This is a genomic window from Rhodococcus sp. 06-221-2, from assembly GCF_002258365.1.
GTDB classification, from domain to species: Bacteria; Actinomycetota; Actinomycetes; order Mycobacteriales; family Mycobacteriaceae; genus Rhodococcoides; species Rhodococcoides fascians.
Window position 1 is genome coordinate 66,272 of record NZ_NOYJ01000020.1, and the last position, 18,018, is coordinate 84,289.

The 18,018-nt window shown below is 64.1% G+C and carries 23 protein-coding genes; 4 read left to right on the forward strand and 19 right to left on the reverse strand.

What is annotated here, in order from left to right; translation table 11 throughout:
- Nucleotides 1-20 precede the first annotated feature (20 nt).
- A complete protein-coding gene (gene eccB, locus CH281_RS11045) occupies nt 21-1,475 on the reverse strand; it encodes a type VII secretion protein EccB (protein ID WP_057474304.1) in 1,455 nt (484 codons plus the stop codon).
- 131 nt (nt 1,476-1,606) lie between these two features.
- On the opposite strand from eccB, the gene eccE reads away from it, so the two are divergent.
- Complete coding sequence (gene eccE, locus CH281_RS11050; protein WP_032408025.1) at nt 1,607-3,298, forward strand: type VII secretion protein EccE; 1,692 nt, start codon at nt 1,607-1,609, stop codon at nt 3,296-3,298.
- A gap of 5 nt (nt 3,299-3,303) precedes the next feature.
- Here eccE and CH281_RS11055 read toward each other — a convergent pair whose 3' ends face one another.
- The 9 genes from CH281_RS11055 to infA form a co-directional block, all read right to left on the reverse strand.
- Nucleotides 3,304-3,897 (reverse strand): NADPH-dependent FMN reductase, encoded by a 594-nt coding sequence (locus tag CH281_RS11055; protein ID WP_052053792.1) that lies wholly within the window; start codon nt 3,895-3,897, stop codon nt 3,304-3,306.
- Nucleotides 3,894-4,790 carry a tRNA pseudouridine(38-40) synthase TruA gene (truA, locus tag CH281_RS11060; RefSeq protein ID WP_027496334.1) on the reverse strand — a complete coding sequence of 299 codons (897 nt, stop codon included), beginning with the start codon at nt 4,788-4,790 and terminating at the stop codon, nt 3,894-3,896. Before truA ends, CH281_RS11055 begins: the two co-directional genes overlap by 4 nt.
- Nucleotides 4,791-4,795: 5 nt before the next feature.
- A complete protein-coding gene (gene rplQ, locus CH281_RS11065) occupies nt 4,796-5,383 on the reverse strand; it encodes a 50S ribosomal protein L17 (RefSeq protein WP_027496333.1) in 588 nt (195 codons plus the stop codon).
- Nucleotides 5,384-5,417: 34 nt separating this feature from the next.
- A complete protein-coding gene (locus tag CH281_RS11070; RefSeq protein ID WP_027496332.1) occupies nt 5,418-6,482 on the reverse strand; it encodes a DNA-directed RNA polymerase subunit alpha in 1,065 nt (354 codons plus the stop codon).
- A gap of 99 nt (nt 6,483-6,581) precedes the next feature.
- Nucleotides 6,582-7,187, reverse strand: a complete 606-nt coding sequence (gene rpsD, locus CH281_RS11075; protein WP_008718223.1) for a 30S ribosomal protein S4 — start codon at nt 7,185-7,187, stop codon at nt 6,582-6,584.
- Between the two features lie 21 nt (nt 7,188-7,208).
- Nucleotides 7,209-7,622 (reverse strand): 30S ribosomal protein S11, encoded by a 414-nt coding sequence (rpsK, locus tag CH281_RS11080; protein ID WP_027496331.1) that lies wholly within the window; start codon nt 7,620-7,622, stop codon nt 7,209-7,211.
- Nucleotides 7,622-7,996, reverse strand: a complete 375-nt coding sequence (rpsM, locus tag CH281_RS11085) for a 30S ribosomal protein S13 (RefSeq protein WP_027496330.1) — start codon at nt 7,994-7,996, stop codon at nt 7,622-7,624. The genes rpsK and rpsM overlap by 1 nt, the downstream gene beginning before the upstream one ends.
- 204 nt (nt 7,997-8,200) lie before the next feature.
- The gene (rpmJ, locus tag CH281_RS11090) at nt 8,201-8,314 is read right to left on the reverse strand and encodes a 50S ribosomal protein L36 (protein WP_025347279.1); all 114 of its coding nucleotides are present in this window, start codon (nt 8,312-8,314) and stop codon (nt 8,201-8,203) included.
- A gap of 88 nt (nt 8,315-8,402) precedes the next feature.
- Nucleotides 8,403-8,624 carry a translation initiation factor IF-1 gene (infA, locus tag CH281_RS11095; RefSeq protein WP_005140011.1) on the reverse strand — a complete coding sequence of 74 codons (222 nt, stop codon included), beginning with the start codon at nt 8,622-8,624 and terminating at the stop codon, nt 8,403-8,405.
- A gap of 298 nt (nt 8,625-8,922) precedes the next feature.
- On the opposite strand from infA, the gene CH281_RS11100 reads away from it, so the two are divergent.
- Nucleotides 8,923-9,810: a glycosyltransferase gene (locus tag CH281_RS11100; protein ID WP_032373892.1), complete on the forward strand. Its 888-nt coding sequence runs from the start codon at nt 8,923-8,925 to the stop codon at nt 9,808-9,810.
- A gap of 17 nt (nt 9,811-9,827) precedes the next feature.
- On the opposite strand, the gene map is transcribed toward CH281_RS11100, so the two are convergent.
- From map to rpsH, 9 genes are all read right to left on the reverse strand, one after another.
- Nucleotides 9,828-10,625 (reverse strand): type I methionyl aminopeptidase, encoded by a 798-nt coding sequence (map, locus tag CH281_RS11105; protein WP_027496329.1) that lies wholly within the window; start codon nt 10,623-10,625, stop codon nt 9,828-9,830.
- Nucleotides 10,625-11,179, reverse strand: a complete 555-nt coding sequence (locus CH281_RS11110; protein ID WP_027496328.1) for an adenylate kinase — start codon at nt 11,177-11,179, stop codon at nt 10,625-10,627. The genes map and CH281_RS11110 overlap by 1 nt, the downstream gene beginning before the upstream one ends.
- A complete protein-coding gene (gene secY, locus CH281_RS11115; RefSeq protein WP_027496327.1) occupies nt 11,176-12,498 on the reverse strand; it encodes a preprotein translocase subunit SecY in 1,323 nt (440 codons plus the stop codon). The genes CH281_RS11110 and secY overlap by 4 nt, the downstream gene beginning before the upstream one ends.
- A 314-nt stretch (nt 12,499-12,812) precedes the next feature.
- A complete protein-coding gene (gene rplO / locus CH281_RS11120; RefSeq protein WP_027496326.1) occupies nt 12,813-13,256 on the reverse strand; it encodes a 50S ribosomal protein L15 in 444 nt (147 codons plus the stop codon).
- A 2-nt stretch (nt 13,257-13,258) separates the two neighbouring features.
- Nucleotides 13,259-13,438, reverse strand: coding sequence for a 50S ribosomal protein L30 (gene rpmD, locus CH281_RS11125; RefSeq protein ID WP_008718256.1), 180 nt, complete (start codon nt 13,436-13,438; stop codon nt 13,259-13,261).
- Nucleotides 13,438-14,112, reverse strand: a complete 675-nt coding sequence (gene rpsE / locus CH281_RS11130) for a 30S ribosomal protein S5 (RefSeq protein ID WP_032365630.1) — start codon at nt 14,110-14,112, stop codon at nt 13,438-13,440. Before rpsE ends, rpmD begins: the two co-directional genes overlap by 1 nt.
- 34 nt (nt 14,113-14,146) lie before the next feature.
- On the reverse strand, nt 14,147-14,563 hold the full coding sequence (gene rplR, locus CH281_RS11135; protein WP_032365631.1) for a 50S ribosomal protein L18: 417 nt from the start codon (nt 14,561-14,563) through the stop codon (nt 14,147-14,149).
- Nucleotide 14,564: 1 nt separating this feature from the next.
- Nucleotides 14,565-15,104, reverse strand: a complete 540-nt coding sequence (gene rplF / locus CH281_RS11140; protein WP_094694143.1) for a 50S ribosomal protein L6 — start codon at nt 15,102-15,104, stop codon at nt 14,565-14,567.
- 13 nt (nt 15,105-15,117) lie between these two features.
- Nucleotides 15,118-15,516, reverse strand: coding sequence for a 30S ribosomal protein S8 (gene rpsH / locus CH281_RS11145; RefSeq protein ID WP_008718266.1), 399 nt, complete (start codon nt 15,514-15,516; stop codon nt 15,118-15,120).
- Nucleotides 15,517-15,915: 399 nt separating this feature from the next.
- On the opposite strand from rpsH, the gene CH281_RS11150 reads away from it, so the two are divergent.
- Both CH281_RS11150 and CH281_RS11155 read left to right on the forward strand, forming a co-directional pair.
- Complete coding sequence (locus CH281_RS11150; RefSeq protein ID WP_094694145.1) at nt 15,916-17,283, forward strand: glutamine synthetase family protein; 1,368 nt, start codon at nt 15,916-15,918, stop codon at nt 17,281-17,283.
- A gap of 1 nt (nt 17,284) precedes the next feature.
- Nucleotides 17,285-17,983 (forward strand): DUF6885 family protein, encoded by a 699-nt coding sequence (locus tag CH281_RS11155; protein WP_027496321.1) that lies wholly within the window; start codon nt 17,285-17,287, stop codon nt 17,981-17,983.
- Nucleotides 17,984-18,018: the final 35 nt, after the last annotated feature.

Consider the following 18,018-nt stretch of genomic DNA (forward strand, 5'->3'; position numbering starts at 1 on the left):
GGCTCGCCCACTCACCGGGACTACTTGGACGGAAGCGCAGCTGCCTGCGGGTCCGCCGCGACCCCGTCGTGCATGGTCAGCGCCTGACCACGCCCCAGAGTCGGCCCGCTGCCCAGCAACTGCAGAATCTGCCACGGTGCAGGAGCCGGAAGTCCGAAGCCCAATGCCGACGCTGCATCCGCACCCTCGACTCCGTAGCGAACTCCCGTGTCGGCGACGAAGAAGACGCTGTCCTGACGGGTACTGGCCGTCGAGATACCGGTGCTTCGAACGAATCCGCCGCTACCCGGCGACAGATGGACCTGGTCGACCGAATCACCGCCGCCGTCCGCCTGAGCCAGTTCCACCGGTGAAGCGGTGGTATCGAGTGGCAACGACCGTCCTGCGGATTCGACCAGCTGCGCAGTCGGACCACCGTCGGCGACATCGAGTGGTGACCAGGTCAGACACCCGACGGGCCTCCGGCCCGAGTCGACGATGTCGGGAGTCGTCGGCGGGAAGGTCGATACGTCGAGCCCGGACATCGTCTTGGGAGCGTCGGCCAGGACGTCGGGATTGACGGCCGCGATGTCGGGGCTGCCCTGCGAGTCGGCGAACTTGACGAGTAGGGCTGCGGTTTCGCTGATGGCTTGGATGCCGTCCTCGAGCACGACGTAGTACCGAACGTCGCGGCCGGCAACCTTGACCACGGAGCCGATAGGCCGGTTGTCGAACGGGTAGGCGGGGATCTCACCCGCTCGCGCTATGAACGGAGCCGTCACCGCAGGCGACTGCGGTACCGCGTTGAGCAGACCGGCACTGACCGGCGTCGGCGTCGCATCCTCGAGGCCCAACGCACGAACGACAGCTCTGTCCGCCAGATCGACCGGCGACTTGGTGCCGTCGTGGACGAGATACGCCGCACCGCCCGAAGTCCACAGGAATGCCTCGGATGGGCCGAGCGCAGCCGCGTTCTCGCCGTAGCGGGGCTCCCCCACGATCACTGTCGTGGACGTGACGCCGGCGATCGGATCGACGGTGTCGCACACGGTCCACGACTCGGCCTCGCCGTCCGGGTCGTGCGGCAACGCCGACGGGGCACCGGGAATTCCGACCAGCGCACCGCGAGGTCGCGACGCCAGTTCCGACTCCTTCACCGTCACAGGGTTGTCGGGCCTTCCCACGATCAACCGCGCCGAAGCCAGGTTCAGCACCGGATGGAACACGCCGTCGACGCTGACGAACATGGCGGCCGACTCCTTACCGACCACGATCGACGCGTCGCCGATCTTGTCCTGAGGCCGAAACAGCGCCAGGGCAGCGCAGCCCGCCAGACCCACGCATGCGACGACGACACCCACCATGAGCGCGCGCGACTGCGACTTCATCGGGTCGTGCAACATCCGCGCGTCGCGCCTGATGAGGGCATGTTCCATTCGTCGGACGAGAAAGCGGTATCCGCCGACCTGCCATTTCGTCGTCGGAGTAGATGCCACGATTCCTCCCCAGGATTGTGCCGACCCGATCCCCCATCGGGTCACGCGACACAGTACAGTTCGTCCGCACCCATCGGCGACCGCGTCGGCGACGATCGATCGGGCTGCAACCTTCGGGGGGAGGGTATGTGATGACGCGTTCGAGGAGACGACGGCGCACGTCGGTCGTGTCGTTCGCCGTGCCAACTGTTCGAGGGTTGCTCGCGGCCGAAATAACTACTGTGACAACAACTCTCGCACTACTCGCGACCGACATGCCCGTCGAGTGGACGCTCACCGCCGCAGCGACGGTGTCGCTCGTACCGTTCGTCGCCTTTCGGCGAACGTCGATCGCCGGCTGGCTGGTCGTCGCTCTACGCTTCGGATCCGGCCGAGTCCCTGCCGTCGGGGTGACAACAGAACATGTCGACCCCGACGGCCGGCCCGTCGGTGTGCACTGGCAGCGCGATACCGTCACGTGCACCGTGGAGATCATTGCACCGGAACACGACACGACGGTGCTGGCGCGAACGCGAGCCGACACACGACACACGCTGCCCATCGAGGCGTTGACGTCGTGCTTTCGGCAGCACGACGTCGAGGTTGCCGCAATCGACATCGTCGCGCTCGGGTTTCGAACCGCCGACGGTTCGGTGGCCACCGACGTGTACGAGGGCCTCATCGGCCCGTTGCCCGCCGTCGCGCAGCGGACGGTGTGGGTGTCCGTCACTCTGGACGTACGGGCCAACGCCCGGGCGATGGCAGCGAGGGGCACGGGCCGGACGGGGGCGGCCCGAACCGCGGTCGTTGCAGCCCTCCGCATTGCACGCGCCTTGGAATCTCATGGACTGTCCACACGGCTGTCGACGGCCACAGAACTCCGAGCCGCGGCATTGCACCTGAGCCGCGGTGTCGACACCGACGACCTGACTCAGGTGTGGTCCTACGCTCCATTGCCCGGCGTCGCGAGTACGGGTTACGGAATCGATTGCAGCACAATCACTGTCGAGGATCTTTCGGCCTTGTGGGCGACACCGTCGCTGGGTACGACCATGTCCGTTCACCTGCGCCCCACCGACGAGCCGAGCCGCGTCCGCGTTCGTGCGTCGTGCAGATTCGCTGCGCGAGAGGCAATCTCGAGGCCCGATGTTGCTTCACTGACCTCGATGGCCGGACGTCAACGAGACGGCATTTTCGCTCAATTGCCACTGGCTGTGGCAACACACTCGGCAGTGATGCCGGTCGGAACCCTCTCGACCTCCGCACTGCAGGCCTGGGCGTTCCCGGTGAGTGGTTGCGGCCAACTACTGGGATCGGATACGAACGGAAACGGTGTGGCAGTGCGAATCTTCGGGGCGAACCTGCCGCGGGTCAGCATCGTGGGCGAGCTCTACCTCGCCCAACAGCTTCTGTTCCGAGCCGTGGCGATCGGAGCGCGAGTTGTCGTCAGAACGGACAGACCGCACGCCTGGGGAGCCCTCCGCGACGCCATCGGGGAGCCCGAGCGGTTTCTGGTCGACAGCGACCACACACGGGTGCGGCCCTCGTACGACGTCGTCGTGGTCGACTTCGCAGACGGCTCCATCTCGCTCGATCACCAATCTGTCCCCGGCGTCACTGTGATCTCGCTGACCGAGCACGAACCGCCGCATGATCCGGCGGCACCCGGGCCGACCCGACAGAGATTCGCCGCGACACTGTCGATCGTTCAGCCGCGTGCGTCCGGTGACCGTATTCGGGTGCGTTCGGGTCCCATCGACATCGAACTGACGCTGGTCACCATTCCGCAGGAAACGGCGTTCATCGGTCGACCGAGAAGTCTTCGACCCGCCGTCCGAGTCTGACAGTGTCAGCCGGGGTACCGGACGCGCGCCCGCGCGCTCGACACTGCGCCGGCCCACCACTCGAGTTGGTCGAGCAATCGCCCCAAGGAGTCGACAGCAGCGGGATCGTCGACACCACCGGCCTCGTCGAAACGCCGACGCACGCGATGGAGTGATACCGAATCCCGTACCGACACCATGTGTAGCTCTGCGGCGATGAGGCGCAGTTGCTCGGTCGCTCGCACACCACCCGCCAGACCGCCATAGGAAACGAATCCCACTGGCTTGGAACGCCATTCGTACTTCACCGTGTCGAGCGCGGTCTTCAGCGAGCCGGGCACAGCGTGGTTGTACTCGGGAGTGACGAGGACGAACGCGTCGGCCTCGCCCACGATGCGGGTGAAACGTTCGGAGCCCTCGCTCGACGTCAAGCTGTTCGGGAGATCGAAGTCCGCGAGATCGACATCCACAACCGTGAGAGAGTCGCGCGCCGACGCCACGCTGCGTACCCAGGCTGCGACGGTGGGGCCCACCCGCCCCTCCCGAACGCTGCCGGTGACCACCGCTAGACGTATCGGCTGGATCGTGTCGGCACCGGACCCGGCGCAATCGTCGCTCATCCTTCTCCTCCACAGCATTCGTCGCCGACGATTGCCGGTCGAGTCTCCCGGGTGGCAGCATTGCGCGCGGCCAACATGTCGGCGGGTGGATAGTCGACCCGCACCAGGGCAAGTCCGTGAGCCGGGGCCACTGCCACCTCGCTCGCGCGTTCTCGACGACCGAGCAGGGAACGTGCCCAGTCGGGGGTTCGTCGTCCTTCACCGACGGCCTGCATCGCCCCGACCAGACTGCGCACCATCGACCAGCAGAACGCATCGGCGCTGACGTACGCGGTCAGTCGATCCCCCTCGCGTTCCCAGTCGAAGCGCTGCAGTTCTCGCACTGTCGTGGCACCGTCTCGCCTCTTGCAGAACGCTGCGAAATCGTGCAGTCCGATCAGTGCCTGCGACGCCTCGCGTACCGCGTCCAGATCGATCGGCCGCGGCCAGGACACGACTCCGGCGACGTCCAGAGGATCGACGCCGTAGAGCGCTGTCCCGAATCGGTACTCGTAGTGACGGCGATATGCCGAGAACCGAGCGTCGAAGTCGGGCGAGACCTCCGTGATCGCACGAACCCGGACGTCGGCGGGAAGGAAGCGCGCCATTCTTCGAATCAACCGGTCGTGCTCGTCCGGCACACCCACGGCGTCGAAATGTGCAACCTGACCGGTCGCGTGCACTCCGGCGTCGGTTCGACCGGCCACCGTCAGCTCGACCGGTTGACGGAGCACAGTGGAGAAAGCCTCCTCGAGCACGCCACACACGGTTCGGATACCGGGTTGCCGAGCCCAGCCGGAGAAGTTCGTGCCGTCGTACGAGATGTCGAGCCGGTATCTGGTGGGGACCGACAAAGCGGGCCCGCCATCTCCTGAGGAAATGGCGGGCCCGCTTCGGTCGTGCTCGGAGCTCACAAGGACTAGTCCTTCTTCGCATCCTCGGCCTCGGGGGCGTCCGACGCGTGGGCGTCGTTGTCCTCGATGCCTTCGATGACTGCGTCGGCGTTGGCCACCTCGGCGTCGGTCGCGTCGGCTTCGACAGCCTCGACGACGTTGTCGTCTGCCGTGTCCTCGGCCGGAGCCTCGGTTGCGGCGGGAGCAGCCTTCGATGCCTTCACGCGGCGTGCGCGGTCGGCTTCGTTGGACACCGTCTGCTCGTTGACGAGCTCGATGATGGCCATCGGCGAGTTGTCACCCTTACGGGGGACGGTCTTGATGATGCGCGTGTAGCCACCGTCGCGATCGGCGAAGAAAGGCCCGATCTCGGCGAAGAGCTTGTGCACGACATCTTTGTTGTTGATCGTCTTCAGAACCTCACGACGATGGGCCAGATCACCCTTCTTGGCATGGGTGACGAGCTTCTCGGCGTGGGGACGAAGGCGCTTGGCCTTCGACTCGGTGGTGGTGATGCGGCCGTGCTCGAAGAGTGACGTCGCCAGGTTGGCCAGGATGGCCTTCTGGTGTGACGCCGACCCGCCGAGACGGCGGCCCTTGGTGGGCTTGGGCATGATGAATCTCCTAGTAAGAGCTCCAGCGAGCTGATTACAGCTGTTCTGTCTCGGCGTAGTCCTGCTCGGCGCCTTCGGTATCGCCGAAGGAGCCTGCGTCGGTGTCACTCCACGTGCCCGTGGTGGCGTCGTAGCCAGGCACGGTGCTCGGATCGAACGACGCGGGGCTGTCCTTGAGGGAAAGGCCGAGCGAGTGCAGCTTGACCTTCACCTCGTCGATGGACTTCTGCCCGAAGTTACGGATGTCGAGCAGATCGGACTCGGTACGACCAACCAGCTCACCGACGGTGTGAACACCTTCGCGCTTGAGGCAGTTGTAGGAACGAACCGTCAGGTCCAGATCCTCGATGGGGAGTCCGAAGGATGCGATGTGATCGGCCTCGGCGGGCGAGGGTCCGATCTCGATGCCTTCTGCTTCGACGTTCAGCTCACGGGCGAGGCCGAAGAGCTCAACCAGGGTCTTGCCCGCCGAAGCGAGCGCGTCCCGCGCGGTGATGGAATTCTTGGTCTCCACGTCGAGAACGAGCCGATCGAAGTCGGTGCGCTGTTCGACGCGGGTGGCCTCCACCTTGTAGGTGACCTTGAGCACGGGCGAGTAGATCGAGTCGACCGGAATACGGCCGATCTCGGCACCCGATGCCTTGTTCTGAACGGCGGGGACGTAGCCGCGACCGCGCTCGACGACGAGCTCGATCTCCAACTTGCCCTTGTCGTTCAGGGTCGCGATGTGCAGATCCGGATTGTTCACCGTGACGCCGGCCGGAGGCACGATGTCGCCTGCGGTGACAGCGCCGGGGCCCTGCTTGCGGACGTACATGGTGACCGGTTCGTCTTCTTCGGAGCTCACCACGAGTCCCTTGAGGTTCAGGATGATGTCGGTGACATCTTCCTTGACTCCGGGAACGGTGGTGAATTCGTGGAGGACGCCGTCGATACGGATGCTGGTGACAGCAGCGCCGGGGATCGACGACAGCAGGGTGCGGCGGAGCGAGTTGCCGAGTGTGTAACCGAAGCCGGGCTCGAGCGGCTCGATGACGAATTTCGAGCGGTTGTCGGCGATGACCTCTTCGGTCAGCGTCGGGCGCTGTGAAATGAGCATTCTGTGTTCCTCCTGTACGGGCGTCCGCTATTTGACGCCCACGTGTGGAGGCGAAGACGCATGTGAGCCTCGCGGGGAGACTCACATGCGTGCTGCGCCTTACTTCGAGTAGTACTCGACGATGAGCTGCTCCTGGAGCGGCACATCGATCTGTGCGCGCTCCGGCACCCGGTGAACCAGGATGCGAAGACGGTTGGGGACGACCTGCAGCCACGGAGCCACCGGACGATCGCCGTAGCTCTCACGGGCGATCTGGATCGGCAGGGTCTGCGCGGACTTCTCGCGGACATCGATGATGTCGTACTGCGAGACGCGGTAGCTGGGGATGTCCACTCGCTTGTTGTTCACGAGGAAGTGGCCATGGGTGACCAGCTGGCGTGCCTGACGACGCGTACGTGCGAGACCCGCACGGTAGACGACGTTGTCGAGGCGAGTCTCGAGGATGGTCAGCAGGTTCTCACCGGTCTTGCCGGCGGCCCTGTTGGCTTCCTTGTAGTACAGACGGAACTGCTTCTCCATGACGCCGTAGGTGAAGCGAGCCTTCTGCTTCTCCTGCAGCTGGAGCAGGTACTCGCTCTCCTTGATCCGCGCGCGGCCGTGCTGGCCGGGCGGGTAGGGACGACGCTCGAACGCCTGGTCGCCTCCGACGAGGTCGACGCGCAGACGACGCGACTTGCGGGTGATAGGACCGGTATAACGTGCCATTTTCTAAACCTTTCCTTCCCGCTAGACCCGACGCCGCTTGGGCGGACGGCAGCCGTTGTGCGGCTGAGGGGTGACATCGGAGATGGTGCCGACCTCGAGGCCTGCGGCCTGAAGTGAGCGGATCGCGGTCTCACGGCCGGAGCCGGGACCCTTGACGAACACGTCGACCTTCTTGACGCCGTGCTCCTGAGCCTTGCGCGCAGCGTTCTCGGCTGCGAGCTGTGCGGCGAACGGAGTCGACTTGCGCGAGCCCTTGAAGCCCACGTGTCCCGAGGACGCCCACGAGATGACGTTTCCGGCGGGGTCGGTGATCGACACGATCGTGTTGTTGAACGTGCTCTTGATGTGCGCAGATCCGTGCGGGACGTTCTTCTTGTCCCTGCGACGCGTCTTCTGCGCCTTCTTCGGACCGGTACCGCGTGCTTTGGGGGGCATTACTTCGCCTTCTTCTTGCCGGCAATGGTGCGCTTGGGTCCCTTACGGGTACGCGCATTGGTCTTGGTGCGCTGTCCACGGACGGGCAGACCACGACGGTGGCGAAGACCCTGGTAGCAGCCGATTTCGATCTTGCGTCGGATGTCGGCCTGCACCTCGCGGCGCAGATCGCCCTCGACCTTGAGGGACTCGTTGATGTAATCGCTGAGCTTGCGCAGATCGTCGTCGCCGAGATCCTTGCTGCGCAGGTCGGGGCTGACGCCCGTTGCTGCGAGAATTTCCTTGGAGCGGGTACGGCCGACGCCGTAGATGTAAGTCAGTGCGATCTCCATGCGCTTTTCGCGCGGCAGATCCACACCTGCGAGACGTGCCATGTGGCATTTCCTTTTCTTGTCCGGAGGTCTGCTCCCAGTCCGTCCCCTGTGTCCTTCTCACCGCTGGGGTGGGAAGCGTCTTTCAACAAACTCAGTGGGGCCCCGGCCTCCGTGCCGGGGGTCTGCCGCAACGCGTGTGTTGCGGTTGGTGCTGGGAGGTCATCTTCTAGCTGTTGCCAAGCCGACGTGCGTGATGCTCGGTGGTTATCCCTGACGCTGCTTGTGACGCAGGTTGTCGCAGATCACCATGACGCGTCCGTTACGACGAATCACCTTGCACTTCTCGCAGATCTTCTTGACGCTCGGCTGAACCTTCACGTCGTTGATCTCCTGTGTGTAGCTCGGACGCGCTGCGAGCAGCGGACCGAGCATGGTTCTCCCCGACCGGACATGGCCGAGGAAGCTCTTACTTGTAGCGGTAAACGATGCGTCCACGCGTGAGGTCGTAGGGCGAAAGCTCTACCACGACGCGATCCTCGGGAAGGATGCGGATGTAGTGCTGACGCATCTTTCCGCTGATGTGGGCGAGTACCTTGTGGCCGTTTTCGAGCTCAATGCGAAACATCGCATTGGGCAGCGGTTCGACAACTCGGCCCTCTACCTCGATAGCACCGTCTTTCTTGGCCATATCCTCCGCGATCCTGGCTCTCACACCTGGTTGATTGCATCTGTTTCCGTTACCGTGATGCCCACTGACCGACTCCTCGGAACCGAGTCGGAGTATCGCCGGAGGGCCGCACAGCCCTCGAGGCATGCGGACATCCGGTACGCAGGGCGCACCGTCGATCTATGTTACCGGCAAAGGCACATCTGGCCAAATGCGCGCGAAGCGGGCACGAAACGCGTCGGATGGCGACGTTAGATTAACTGAGCTAACCTTTCGTCCGCCCGCCATCGTTCAGCCACCGAGCCCGCAAGGTGCCCTCTTGAGTTCCAACCCGTCCGGCCCAGCCGTCTCCGTGATCATTCCCGTACACAACGCCAGAGATGTGCTCGACGAGCAACTACGCGCGCTCGCCCACCAGGACTACGACGGCCCGTTCGAGGTCGTCGTCAGCGACAACGGCTCGACCGACGGAGTGCGCGAGTTCGTGCAGGACCACGCACTACGGGCCCGCTTGAATCTGAAGTACGTCGATTCGTCCGGCACCCCGGGCGCGTCGCATGCCCGCAATCGCGGTGCGGAAGCAGCCGAGGGCCCGCTGCTGGCCTTCTGCGATGCCGACGACGTCGTACACCCGACATGGCTGCGGCGCATCACCGCCGAACTGAACAGCTACGACCTCGTGGGAACCGGCCTGAGCACCGAGGCGCTGAACTCCGAAGCGACGCGCGCCGCAGTTCCGTTCGCCCCACCTTCGAATCAGGGCAAGTCGCCCTTTCGCCCGTTCGTCATCGGGGCGAGTATGGCGTGCCGCGCGTCGACCTACCGAGATCTCGGCGGGATGTTCGAATTCGTTCATGCCAGCGAGGACATGGAATTCTCCTGGCGCGCACAGCAATCGGGTGCCCGCCTGCACTTCATAGCCGAGCCGCTGGTCGAATATCGTCTGCGTACCGGCTACCGGGACAATTGGAAACAGGCGGGGGCACTCGGATACGGATCGGCCCACGTCCGCGGAATGTATCGGGCTGCCGGATGCCCGCCGTTCCGAATCCGCACAATTTCCGTAGCGCTCCTCGCGCTCGCGGTACGAAACCCATTGCTGCCGACCGCACTGACTCGGATGCCGACTCGCCTCTGGCTGCGCCTGACGGCAGCCCACCTCGGACTCATCCGAGGGGGCCGCCGGTACTCGTCACTCACCTGGTGAGCGTTGACCTGGTAGTTCTAGCGAGGCCGAACCGTCAGGATTCGCGGGCCGTCCTCGGTCACCGCGACCGTGTGTTCCCAGTGCGCCGCGCGTGAACCATCGGTGGTCACCACGGTCCACCCGTCGTCGAGAATGTCGGTCTCGTAGGTACCGAGCGTCAACATCGGTTCGATGGCCAGCGTGGAACCCACCACGAGTTCCGGGCCTTTGCCCGGCGCGCCCTCGTTCGCGAGGAACGGGTCCATATGCATTTCGCGGCCGATTCCGTGGCCGCCGTAACCGTCGACGATTCCGTATTTACGACCGTGAGCATCCTCGGCCGCGTGCGTACCGGACTCGATGGCGTGGGAGATGTCGGTCAGACGATTGCCGGGGATCATCGCTGCGATCCCGGCCTCCATGGAAAGCCTCGTCGCATCGCTCAGCAACGCATCGGCCTCGATGATGTCGCCGACGCCGAACGTCCACGCCGAATCTCCGTGCCAACCGTCCAGAACGGCACCGCAGTCGATGGACACGAGATCCCCGGCGACCAACAACTCGTCCGCCGACGGAATGCCGTGCACCACGCGGTCGTTCACCGAGGAGCAGATGCTGCCGGTGAAACCGTGGTACCCCAGGAAAGAGGGCACCGCACCGGCATCACGGATGACCGCCTCGGCAACTCGGTCGAGTTCGAGCGTCGAGACCCCGGGCTTGGCTGCATCCCGTACGGCGACGAGAGCGGCACCTACCACGGCACCGGCTGCCGCCATCGCGTCGAGCTCACCGGCGCTCTTGAACGGGACAACTTTTCGTTTACGGCCGAACGCCATTACTTGCCGTGGTCCTCGATGGACTTCAGCGCGCGGGCGTTGACTTCGTCCACCTCACCGATCGCATCGACGGTGACCAGCTTGTCGGAGTAGTAGTCCAACAGCGGTGCCGTCTCGTCGCGGTATACCTTGAGCCGATTACGGATGACGTCCTCTTTGTCGTCCTCACGGCCGCGCGCCAGCATGCGGTCCACGACGACGTCCTCGTCGACGACAAAGGACAGCACTGCATCGAGATGCGCGTTCAGGTCGGAGAGGATGTCGACCAGAGCTTCGGCCTGGCCGACCGAACGCGGGAAACCGTCGAGAAGGAATCCGTTGACGGCGTCGGGCTCGGCGAGTCGACTGCGCACCATGTCCACGGTGAGTTCGCTCGGCACGAGGTCGCCCGCGTCGAGGTACTTCTTCGCTTCCAATCCGAGCGGGGTCTTCTCGCCGATGTTGGCGCGAAAGAGATCGCCTGTCGAAATGTGTGGCACGCCCAGCTTCTCGGAGAGGAGGACGGCCTGAGTGCCTTTGCCGGCACCGGGGGGACCGAGCAGAACAAGTCTCACTTGAGGAACCCTTCGTAGTTACGCTGCATCAGCTGGCTTTCGATCTGCTTGACGGTGTCGAGGCCCACGCTGACCATGATCAACACGGCGGTACCACCGAACGGAAGGTTTTGAGCTCCGCCCGAACTGCCGATGTCGAGGAACAGGTTGGGAAGCACCGCAATGGTGCCCAGGTACACCGCACCGGGCAGCGTGATGCGACTGAGAACGTAGTTGAGGTAATCGGCTGTCGGCTTACCCGGTCGGATGCCCGGGATGAATCCACCGAACTTCTTCATCTCGTCGGCCCGCTCTTCGGGGTTGAACGTGATCGCCACGTAGAAGTACGTGAAGAAGACGATCAGCCCGAAGAAGATAGCGATGTACACCGGGTTCGCCGGGTTCACCAGATACTCGTTGATGATCCGCTGCCACCAGCTCGGATCGGTTGCGGTGCTGGCGGACGTGAGCTGGGCGATGAGATTTGGTAGGTAGAGGAGCGAGGACGCGAAGATCACCGGGATGACGCCGGCCTGGTTGACCTTGAGCGGCAGATACGTGGACGAGCCGCCGTACATCTTCCGGCCGACCATGCGCTTGGCGTACTGGACCGGGATTCGGCGCTGACCCTGCTCGACGAAGACCACACCGGTGATGATGAGGAACGCTGCGAAGCAGACGAACCCGAAGACCAACCCGCCGCGGCTCTCCAGAATCGAGTTGCCCTCGGACGGGATGCGCGAGGCAATTCCGGCGAAGATCAGCAGCGACATTCCGTTGCCGACACCGCGCTCGGTGATGACCTCGCCGAACCACATCACGACGGCTGCGCCTGCAGTCATGACCAGCACGATGATGACGAGCCCGAAGATGGACTGGTCGGCGATGATGTCCTGCTGACATCCCTGGAGCAACTGGCCGCGCGAAGCGAGGGCCACCAGGCCGGTCGCCTGCAGGATGGCCAGTGCGATCGACAGGTAACGCGTGTACTGCGTCATCTTGGCCTGGCCCGACTGTCCCTCCTTGCGGAGTTCCTCGAACTTGGGGATGACGACGGTGAGCAGCTGCACGATGATGCTGGCGGTGATGTACGGCATGATGCCGATCGCGAACACCGAGAGCTGGAGGAGCGCTCCACCGGAGAACAAGTTGATCAACGAGTAGATGCCCGCCGAATCTCCACCGGAGACCTGGTCGATGCATGCTCGGACATTGGCGTAGTCGACACCCGGCGACGGCAGTGTTGCACCGAAGCGATACAGGGCCACCAGACCGAGCGTGAAGAGGATCTTCCGTCTCAGGTCAGGAGTCCTGAGGGCCGACACGAAGGCGGAAAGCAAAGATCCTCCTGGCACGACTGCGTTGACGCCGCGAGTGCTTCGTCGGGAGCGACTGATGCTCCCGTGAGCCTCACGAGCATGGACTGCGGACGACATGCGTCGACCGCATCGATACGAACTTCTCTGAACTCTAGAACTCTAACAGTGCGCATCGAACGGACCGACGGTCAGTGTTGGACCCTGGCCGATCGGTCGACACACACGACATTCCGTGTAGGCAACGATGGCCGCAGCTCAGCTACGAGAGCTGTGGCTGCGGCCATCGTCACGAACTGCTGCTCGACGCGCTGCTACTCAGCACATCGAAGCAATGCTCATACCTCGGTTGCAGAACCGCCGGCAGCGGCGATCTTTTCCTTGGCGGAGCCCGTGAACTTGTTGGCCGAGATATCGACCTTCACGGTGAGGTTTCCGTCTCCGAGAACCTTGACGAGCTCGTTCTTGCGAACAGCTCCCTTGGCGATCAGCTCGGGGATACCGATCTGACCACCCTCGGGGAACAGGCGCTCGATGTCGCGCAGGTTCACGACCTGGAACACGACACGGTTGCGGTTGGTGAAGCCCTTGAGCTTCGGGAGCCGCATGTGGAGGGGCATCTGGCCACCCTCGAAGCGTGCCGGCACGTTCTTGCGTGCGCCGGTTCCCTTGGTACCGCGACCTGCGGTCTTGCCGCGCTTGCCACCTTCACCACGGCCGACGCGAATCTTCGTCGACTTGGATCCGGCTGCGGGGCGCAGGTGGTGCAGTTTGATGGTCATGGTTAGACCTCCTCAACAGTTACGAGGTGGCGCACCGTGTTGACCAGTCCGCGGTTCTGCGGGTTGTCCTCGCGGACGACCGTCTGGCGGATGCCCTTGAGCCCGAGAGTACGCAGGCTGTCACGCTGGTTCGCCTTCTGGCCGATGGTGCTCTTGATCTGAGTGACCTTCAGCTGAGCCATTACTTCACCGCTCCTGCCTGTGCGCGTGCGCGCAGCATTCCGGCGGGTGCAACCTCTTCGAGGGTCAGGCCGCGGCGAGCCGCAACTTCCTCGGGACGCTGCAGACCCTTGAGGGCTGCGACGGTCGCGTGCACGACGTTGATGGCGTTGTCGCTACCGAGCGACTTCGACAGCACGTCGTGGACACCGGCGCACTCCAACACTGCGCGAACAGCACCACCGGCGATGACGCCGGTACCGGCGCTGGCCGGACGCAACATGACGACGCCGGCAGCGGCTTCGCCCTGGATGGGGTGGGTGATGGTGCCGGCGATCATCGGGACGCGGAAGAAGCTCTTGCGAGCCTCCTCGACACCCTTCTGGATGGCCGCGGGAACTTCCTTGGCCTTGCCGTAGCCGACGCCGACCAGTCCGTTGCCGTCACCGACGATGACGAGGGCGGTGAAGCTGAAGCGTCGACCACCCTTGACCACCTTGGAGACGCGGTTGATCGTGACGACCTTCTCGATGAAGTTCGACTTGTCCGCAGCGTTGCCGCCACGGCCGTTGTCACGACGATCGCGACCGCCACCACCGCGGTTGTCGCCGCGCTGGTTGTTGTCGCCACCTGCGTTGGGGCCACTGTTCTGTCCGGCGGGGCCGCTTCCGCCGTCACGCCGTTGACGTCCCGGCATCAGGCTGTCCTTCCGTTGTCAGTCATTGTCATCATCAGAACGTCAACCCGCCTTCGCGGGCAGCGTCTGCGAGTGCCGCGATGCGGCCGCTGTAGTTGTTGCCGCCGCGGTCGAACACGACTGCCTCGACGCCGGCTGCCTTCGCACGGCTGGCGATGAGCTCGCCGACCTTCGCGCTGACGGCCTTCTTGTCGCCCTCGAGTGCGCGCACATCGGCTTCGATGCTCGACGCGCTGGCCAGCGTGTGGCCCGCCAGGTCGTCGATCAACTGCACGTGGATGTGACGCGAGGACCGGTTGACGACCAAGCGCGGACGCTCGGGCGTTCCGGAGATCTTCTTGCGAAGGCGGAAGTGACGACGTGCCTTCGACAGGCGACGCTTCGTCGAGACGTCGGTGCCGCGCGGTGTGCGCTTGACGACGTTCGCCTTGTCTGCTGTTTGCTGGCTCATATCACTTACCCGTCTTTCCGACCTTGCGGCGGATCACTTCACCCTCGTAGCGGATGCCCTTACCCTTGTACGGGTCCGGACGCCGCAGACGACGAATGTTGGCAGAGATCTGACCGACCTTCTGCTTGTCGATGCCGACAACGGTGAATCGCGTGGGCGACTCGACCGTGAACGTGATGCCCTCGGGTGCTTCGATCAGCACGGGATGGCTGTAACCGAGTGCGAACTCGAGGTCCTTGCCCTTGAGTACGACGCGGTAACCGACGCCGTGAATCTCCATCTTGGTGGTGTAACCGTTGGTGACACCGGTGATGAGGTTCGCGACGAGAGTGCGCGAGAGACCATGCAGCGAGCGGCTCTTACGCTCGTCGTCGGGCCGAGTGACGGCGATGGTGCCGTCGCCGGCGCGGGCGATCTTGATGGGCTCGGCGACTGTCAGGCTCAGGGCACCCTTGGGGCCCTTGACCGCAACGTCCTGGCCGTCGATGGTGATATCGACGCCAGCGGGGACTGCGACCGGCAATTTTCCAATACGTGACATGGTGTGGCCTCCCCTACCAGACGTAGGCGAGGACTTCTCCGCCCACACCCTGCTTGGCAGCCTGACGCTCCGTGAGCAGACCGGTGGACGTGGAGATGATCGCCACGCCCAGGCCGCCGAGAACCTTGGGCAGATTGGTGGATTTTGCGTACACCCGGAGACCGGGCTTGGAGACGCGTCGCACGCCGGCGAGGCTGCGCTCACGGCTCGGGCCGTACTTCAGATCGACGATGAGGGTCTTGCCCACCTCGGCGTCTTCCGTGCGGTAATCGGAGATGTAGCCCTCGCGCTTGAGGATCTCGGCGATGTTCGCCTTGAGCTTCGAGTGGGGAAGCTTCACCTCGTCGTGGTACGCCGAGTTGGCGTTGCGCAGACGGGTCAAGAAGTCTGCAATTGGATCGGTCATCGTCATGGTGTGACCTGTGCACCTTTCTCGCAGCGGTTCCCATGCAGCACGCGCGGGCTGGTGCCTTCCGGTTCCGGAGAACCCATCGGGCCTGGCTCGTCACATCGTGGGCCTACAGCGAAGTGAACATGTCCTGACCGACTGTTGCCGGTCAGGGGTTGCGCTCCAAGCAATGCATCGCTGCACTGCCAGGTGTTACGAGCTTCCGCATGTTCAATGCTGACGTGCGGAGAACTCGAGGTTGCGTTTGTTGTATTGCAAGGACTCGCGTGCAGGCACGACGAAGCCCGGGCAACCGCTCTAGTGTAGGCATCGCGCACCCGAAGACCAAATCGCCTTACCATTGCGGGACAGCTCGGGTCCAGTCGGACACCCCGACGAGTACTTCTTCGCTAACGTCGGACCATGACGGACTCGAAGGCAGTCGACATCGACCACCTCACCCACACTCTGCGTGACCGCAACATCGCAGGGGTGACGATCGGCTGGGTCGACAACAACGGCATCGTCCGATCACGCACCGTGCCCACCGCAGAATTGACTGCAGTCGCACGGCGTGGAGTGGGAGTCACCGCGGTGTTCGCGGTATTCGATTCGCATGACGGGATCACATTCGCCCACGAAGGACTGTCGACGCCGTCCGGCGATGTGCGGTTGATTCCGATGATCGAGAGCGCGTCGAGCGTGGTCGCCCTGTCCGGACAGCCGGGGCTGGCCTGGGCGCACGGACAACAGGTCTCGGCAGACGGCACACCGTCGCCCTACGATCAGCGCTCAGTTCTCGAGCGGCAGGTGCAGAAGGCGTCCGATGCCGGTTTCGAGGTACGGGCCGGATTCGAGATCGAGTTCGCCCTGACTCGCGAGTCGGACGGACTGTCCGCTCATCGCGGACCTGCCTACTCGGCGAACGCACTCCGCGATGTCGATCAATTCGTCGTTCTATTGCTCGAGGCGCTGTCTGCGAATGGCCTCGACATCGGGCAGATTCATGCCGAGTACGGCGGCTCCCAGCTGGAGATCGCATTGAGTCCACTCGATCCACTTGCTGCGGCCGACGCGCAGGTACTCGCGCGGCAGACCATCCACTCAGCGGCCAAAGCCCAGGGCCTGAGGGCAAGCTTCGCTCCCCTGCCCTCGTCGAGCAGTGCGGGTAACGGATGGCACCTACACACATCACTGGTTCGCGACGGTCACAACGCTCTGACCGGCGACGGAGAGTACGGACTGTCCGACACCGGGCAGGCGTACATCGCGGGCCTCGTTCGAGAACTCCCGGGACTCACTGCCATCACGGCACCGAGTTCGGGGTCACTGCTGCGTCGTCGACCGGGGTACTGGGCAGGTGCCTTCGGATTCTGGGGCGTCGAGAACCGCGAAGCTGCAGTGCGACTCGTACCGGCCACGCCCCTTCTCGGCCCGGAACACACCACCGTCGAGTTGAAGGCGTGCGACGCGTCCGCCAATCCGTACCTGGCGCTGGCCGTCACGATCGCGGCCGGTCTGGCGGGAGTGGCGGATTCGGCGCAATTGCCGCCTCCGGTCCAGGAGGACGTAGGAGGTTGGGACGATGCTCGTCGGGATGCCGCGGGAATCTCGCCTCTCGCAACGACCCACGCGCAGCAGCGCGAAGACCTCCTGTCGTCCGCACTGGTCCGAGACGTGTTGGGCATGGAACTTCTGGGCGCGTTCGTCGCCTGCCGGGACGCCGATGCCACGTGGGCGGAGAGTCATACCGAGGACGAACTGCTCGAATCGTTGCGTTGGATCTACTGAGATGCTGCGCAGGTTCGCCGGGGCAACCACCATCGTCTCGGCCCTCGATCATGCTCTGCCGCAACCGGATCAACTCTGCGGACCGTTCTCGGCATCGGTTGCGCTGACGGCCGTCATGGGCGACGACGCACCGGGCGTGACGGCACTCGCGGTCGCGTCGAGGTCCGCGATCTGGCCGGGTGCAATCGACTCGGCCCGTCCTCCCGGAACCCCCCGAATCACCGACGGGTGGGATCTACTGCCGAGAGCCGCATCGATCGACGCAGCCGGGACCACGGCAGCAGGTCTCACGGAGGGCATCGAGACCGCGACCGATCACCGCGTCGCCGTGGTTCCCATCGTGGGGCCCTCCGTCGAGCGATTGCGTCTGCTACTCGACCGTCTTGCCGACGGGCCTTTCCGCTTCGCATCGTTGGCGAATGTACATACTGCAGAGTTGACCGACTTCGACTGGAACGTAGGACATTTCGTGACCGTCTGGGGATTCGATCCAGTCGAGGACGTAGTGGCGATTGCCGACACCTACCGGGAACTCGGAGACCCGGACATGCCGCCTGGATGTAGAACCGTCTCCACCGATGCCCTCGCGTCGGCGATGTCCGAGCGTGGCCTGCTGCTGATCGTCGACAGCCAGGATCATCATGCGGCGGTGGATCTGGTCCGCTCTCTGGATCTAAGACACGACGTGTGGTCGGTGTGAAAGTCAGGACCTGAGCAACGCAAAATGGGCGTGGG

Bases quoted from the DNA above. Each gene is read 5' to 3' on its own strand.
- infA (WP_005140011.1), bottom strand. From the start codon at position 8,624: ATGGCCAAGAAAGACGGTGCTATCGAGGTAGAGGGCCGAGTTGTCGAA.
- CH281_RS11155 (WP_027496321.1), top strand. From the start codon at position 17,285: ATGCTGCGCAGGTTCGCCGGGGCAACCACCATCGTCTCGGCCCTCGAT.
- rpsH (WP_008718266.1), bottom strand. From the start codon at position 15,516: ATGACGATGACCGATCCAATTGCAGACTTCTTGACCCGTCTGCGCAAC.
- CH281_RS11055 (WP_052053792.1), bottom strand. From the start codon at position 3,897: ATGAGCGACGATTGCGCCGGGTCCGGTGCCGACACGATCCAGCCGATA.
- eccE (WP_032408025.1), top strand. From the start codon at position 1,607: ATGACGCGTTCGAGGAGACGACGGCGCACGTCGGTCGTGTCGTTCGCC.
- rpsK (WP_027496331.1), bottom strand. From the start codon at position 7,622: ATGCCCCCCAAAGCACGCGGTACCGGTCCGAAGAAGGCGCAGAAGACG.
- rplO (WP_027496326.1), bottom strand. From the start codon at position 13,256: ATGACCATCAAACTGCACCACCTGCGCCCCGCAGCCGGATCCAAGTCG.
- rpsM (WP_027496330.1), bottom strand. From the start codon at position 7,996: ATGGCACGTCTCGCAGGTGTGGATCTGCCGCGCGAAAAGCGCATGGAG.
- rpmD (WP_008718256.1), bottom strand. From the start codon at position 13,438: ATGGCTCAGCTGAAGGTCACTCAGATCAAGAGCACCATCGGCCAGAAG.
- rpsE (WP_032365630.1), bottom strand. From the start codon at position 14,112: ATGCCGGGACGTCAACGGCGTGACGGCGGAAGCGGCCCCGCCGGACAG.
- rplF (WP_094694143.1), bottom strand. From the start codon at position 15,104: ATGTCACGTATTGGAAAATTGCCGGTCGCAGTCCCCGCTGGCGTCGAT.
- CH281_RS11070 (WP_027496332.1), bottom strand. From the start codon at position 6,482: ATGCTCATTTCACAGCGCCCGACGCTGACCGAAGAGGTCATCGCCGAC.
- map (WP_027496329.1), bottom strand. From the start codon at position 10,625: ATGGCGTTCGGCCGTAAACGAAAAGTTGTCCCGTTCAAGAGCGCCGGT.
- rplR (WP_032365631.1), bottom strand. From the start codon at position 14,563: ATGAGCCAGCAAACAGCAGACAAGGCGAACGTCGTCAAGCGCACACCG.
- rpsD (WP_008718223.1), bottom strand. From the start codon at position 7,187: ATGGCACGTTATACCGGTCCTATCACCCGCAAGTCGCGTCGTCTGCGC.
- rplQ (WP_027496333.1), bottom strand. From the start codon at position 5,383: ATGCCCAAGCCCACCAAGGGCCGCCGTCTCGGCGGGTCGGCGTCACAC.
- CH281_RS11150 (WP_094694145.1), top strand. From the start codon at position 15,916: ATGACGGACTCGAAGGCAGTCGACATCGACCACCTCACCCACACTCTG.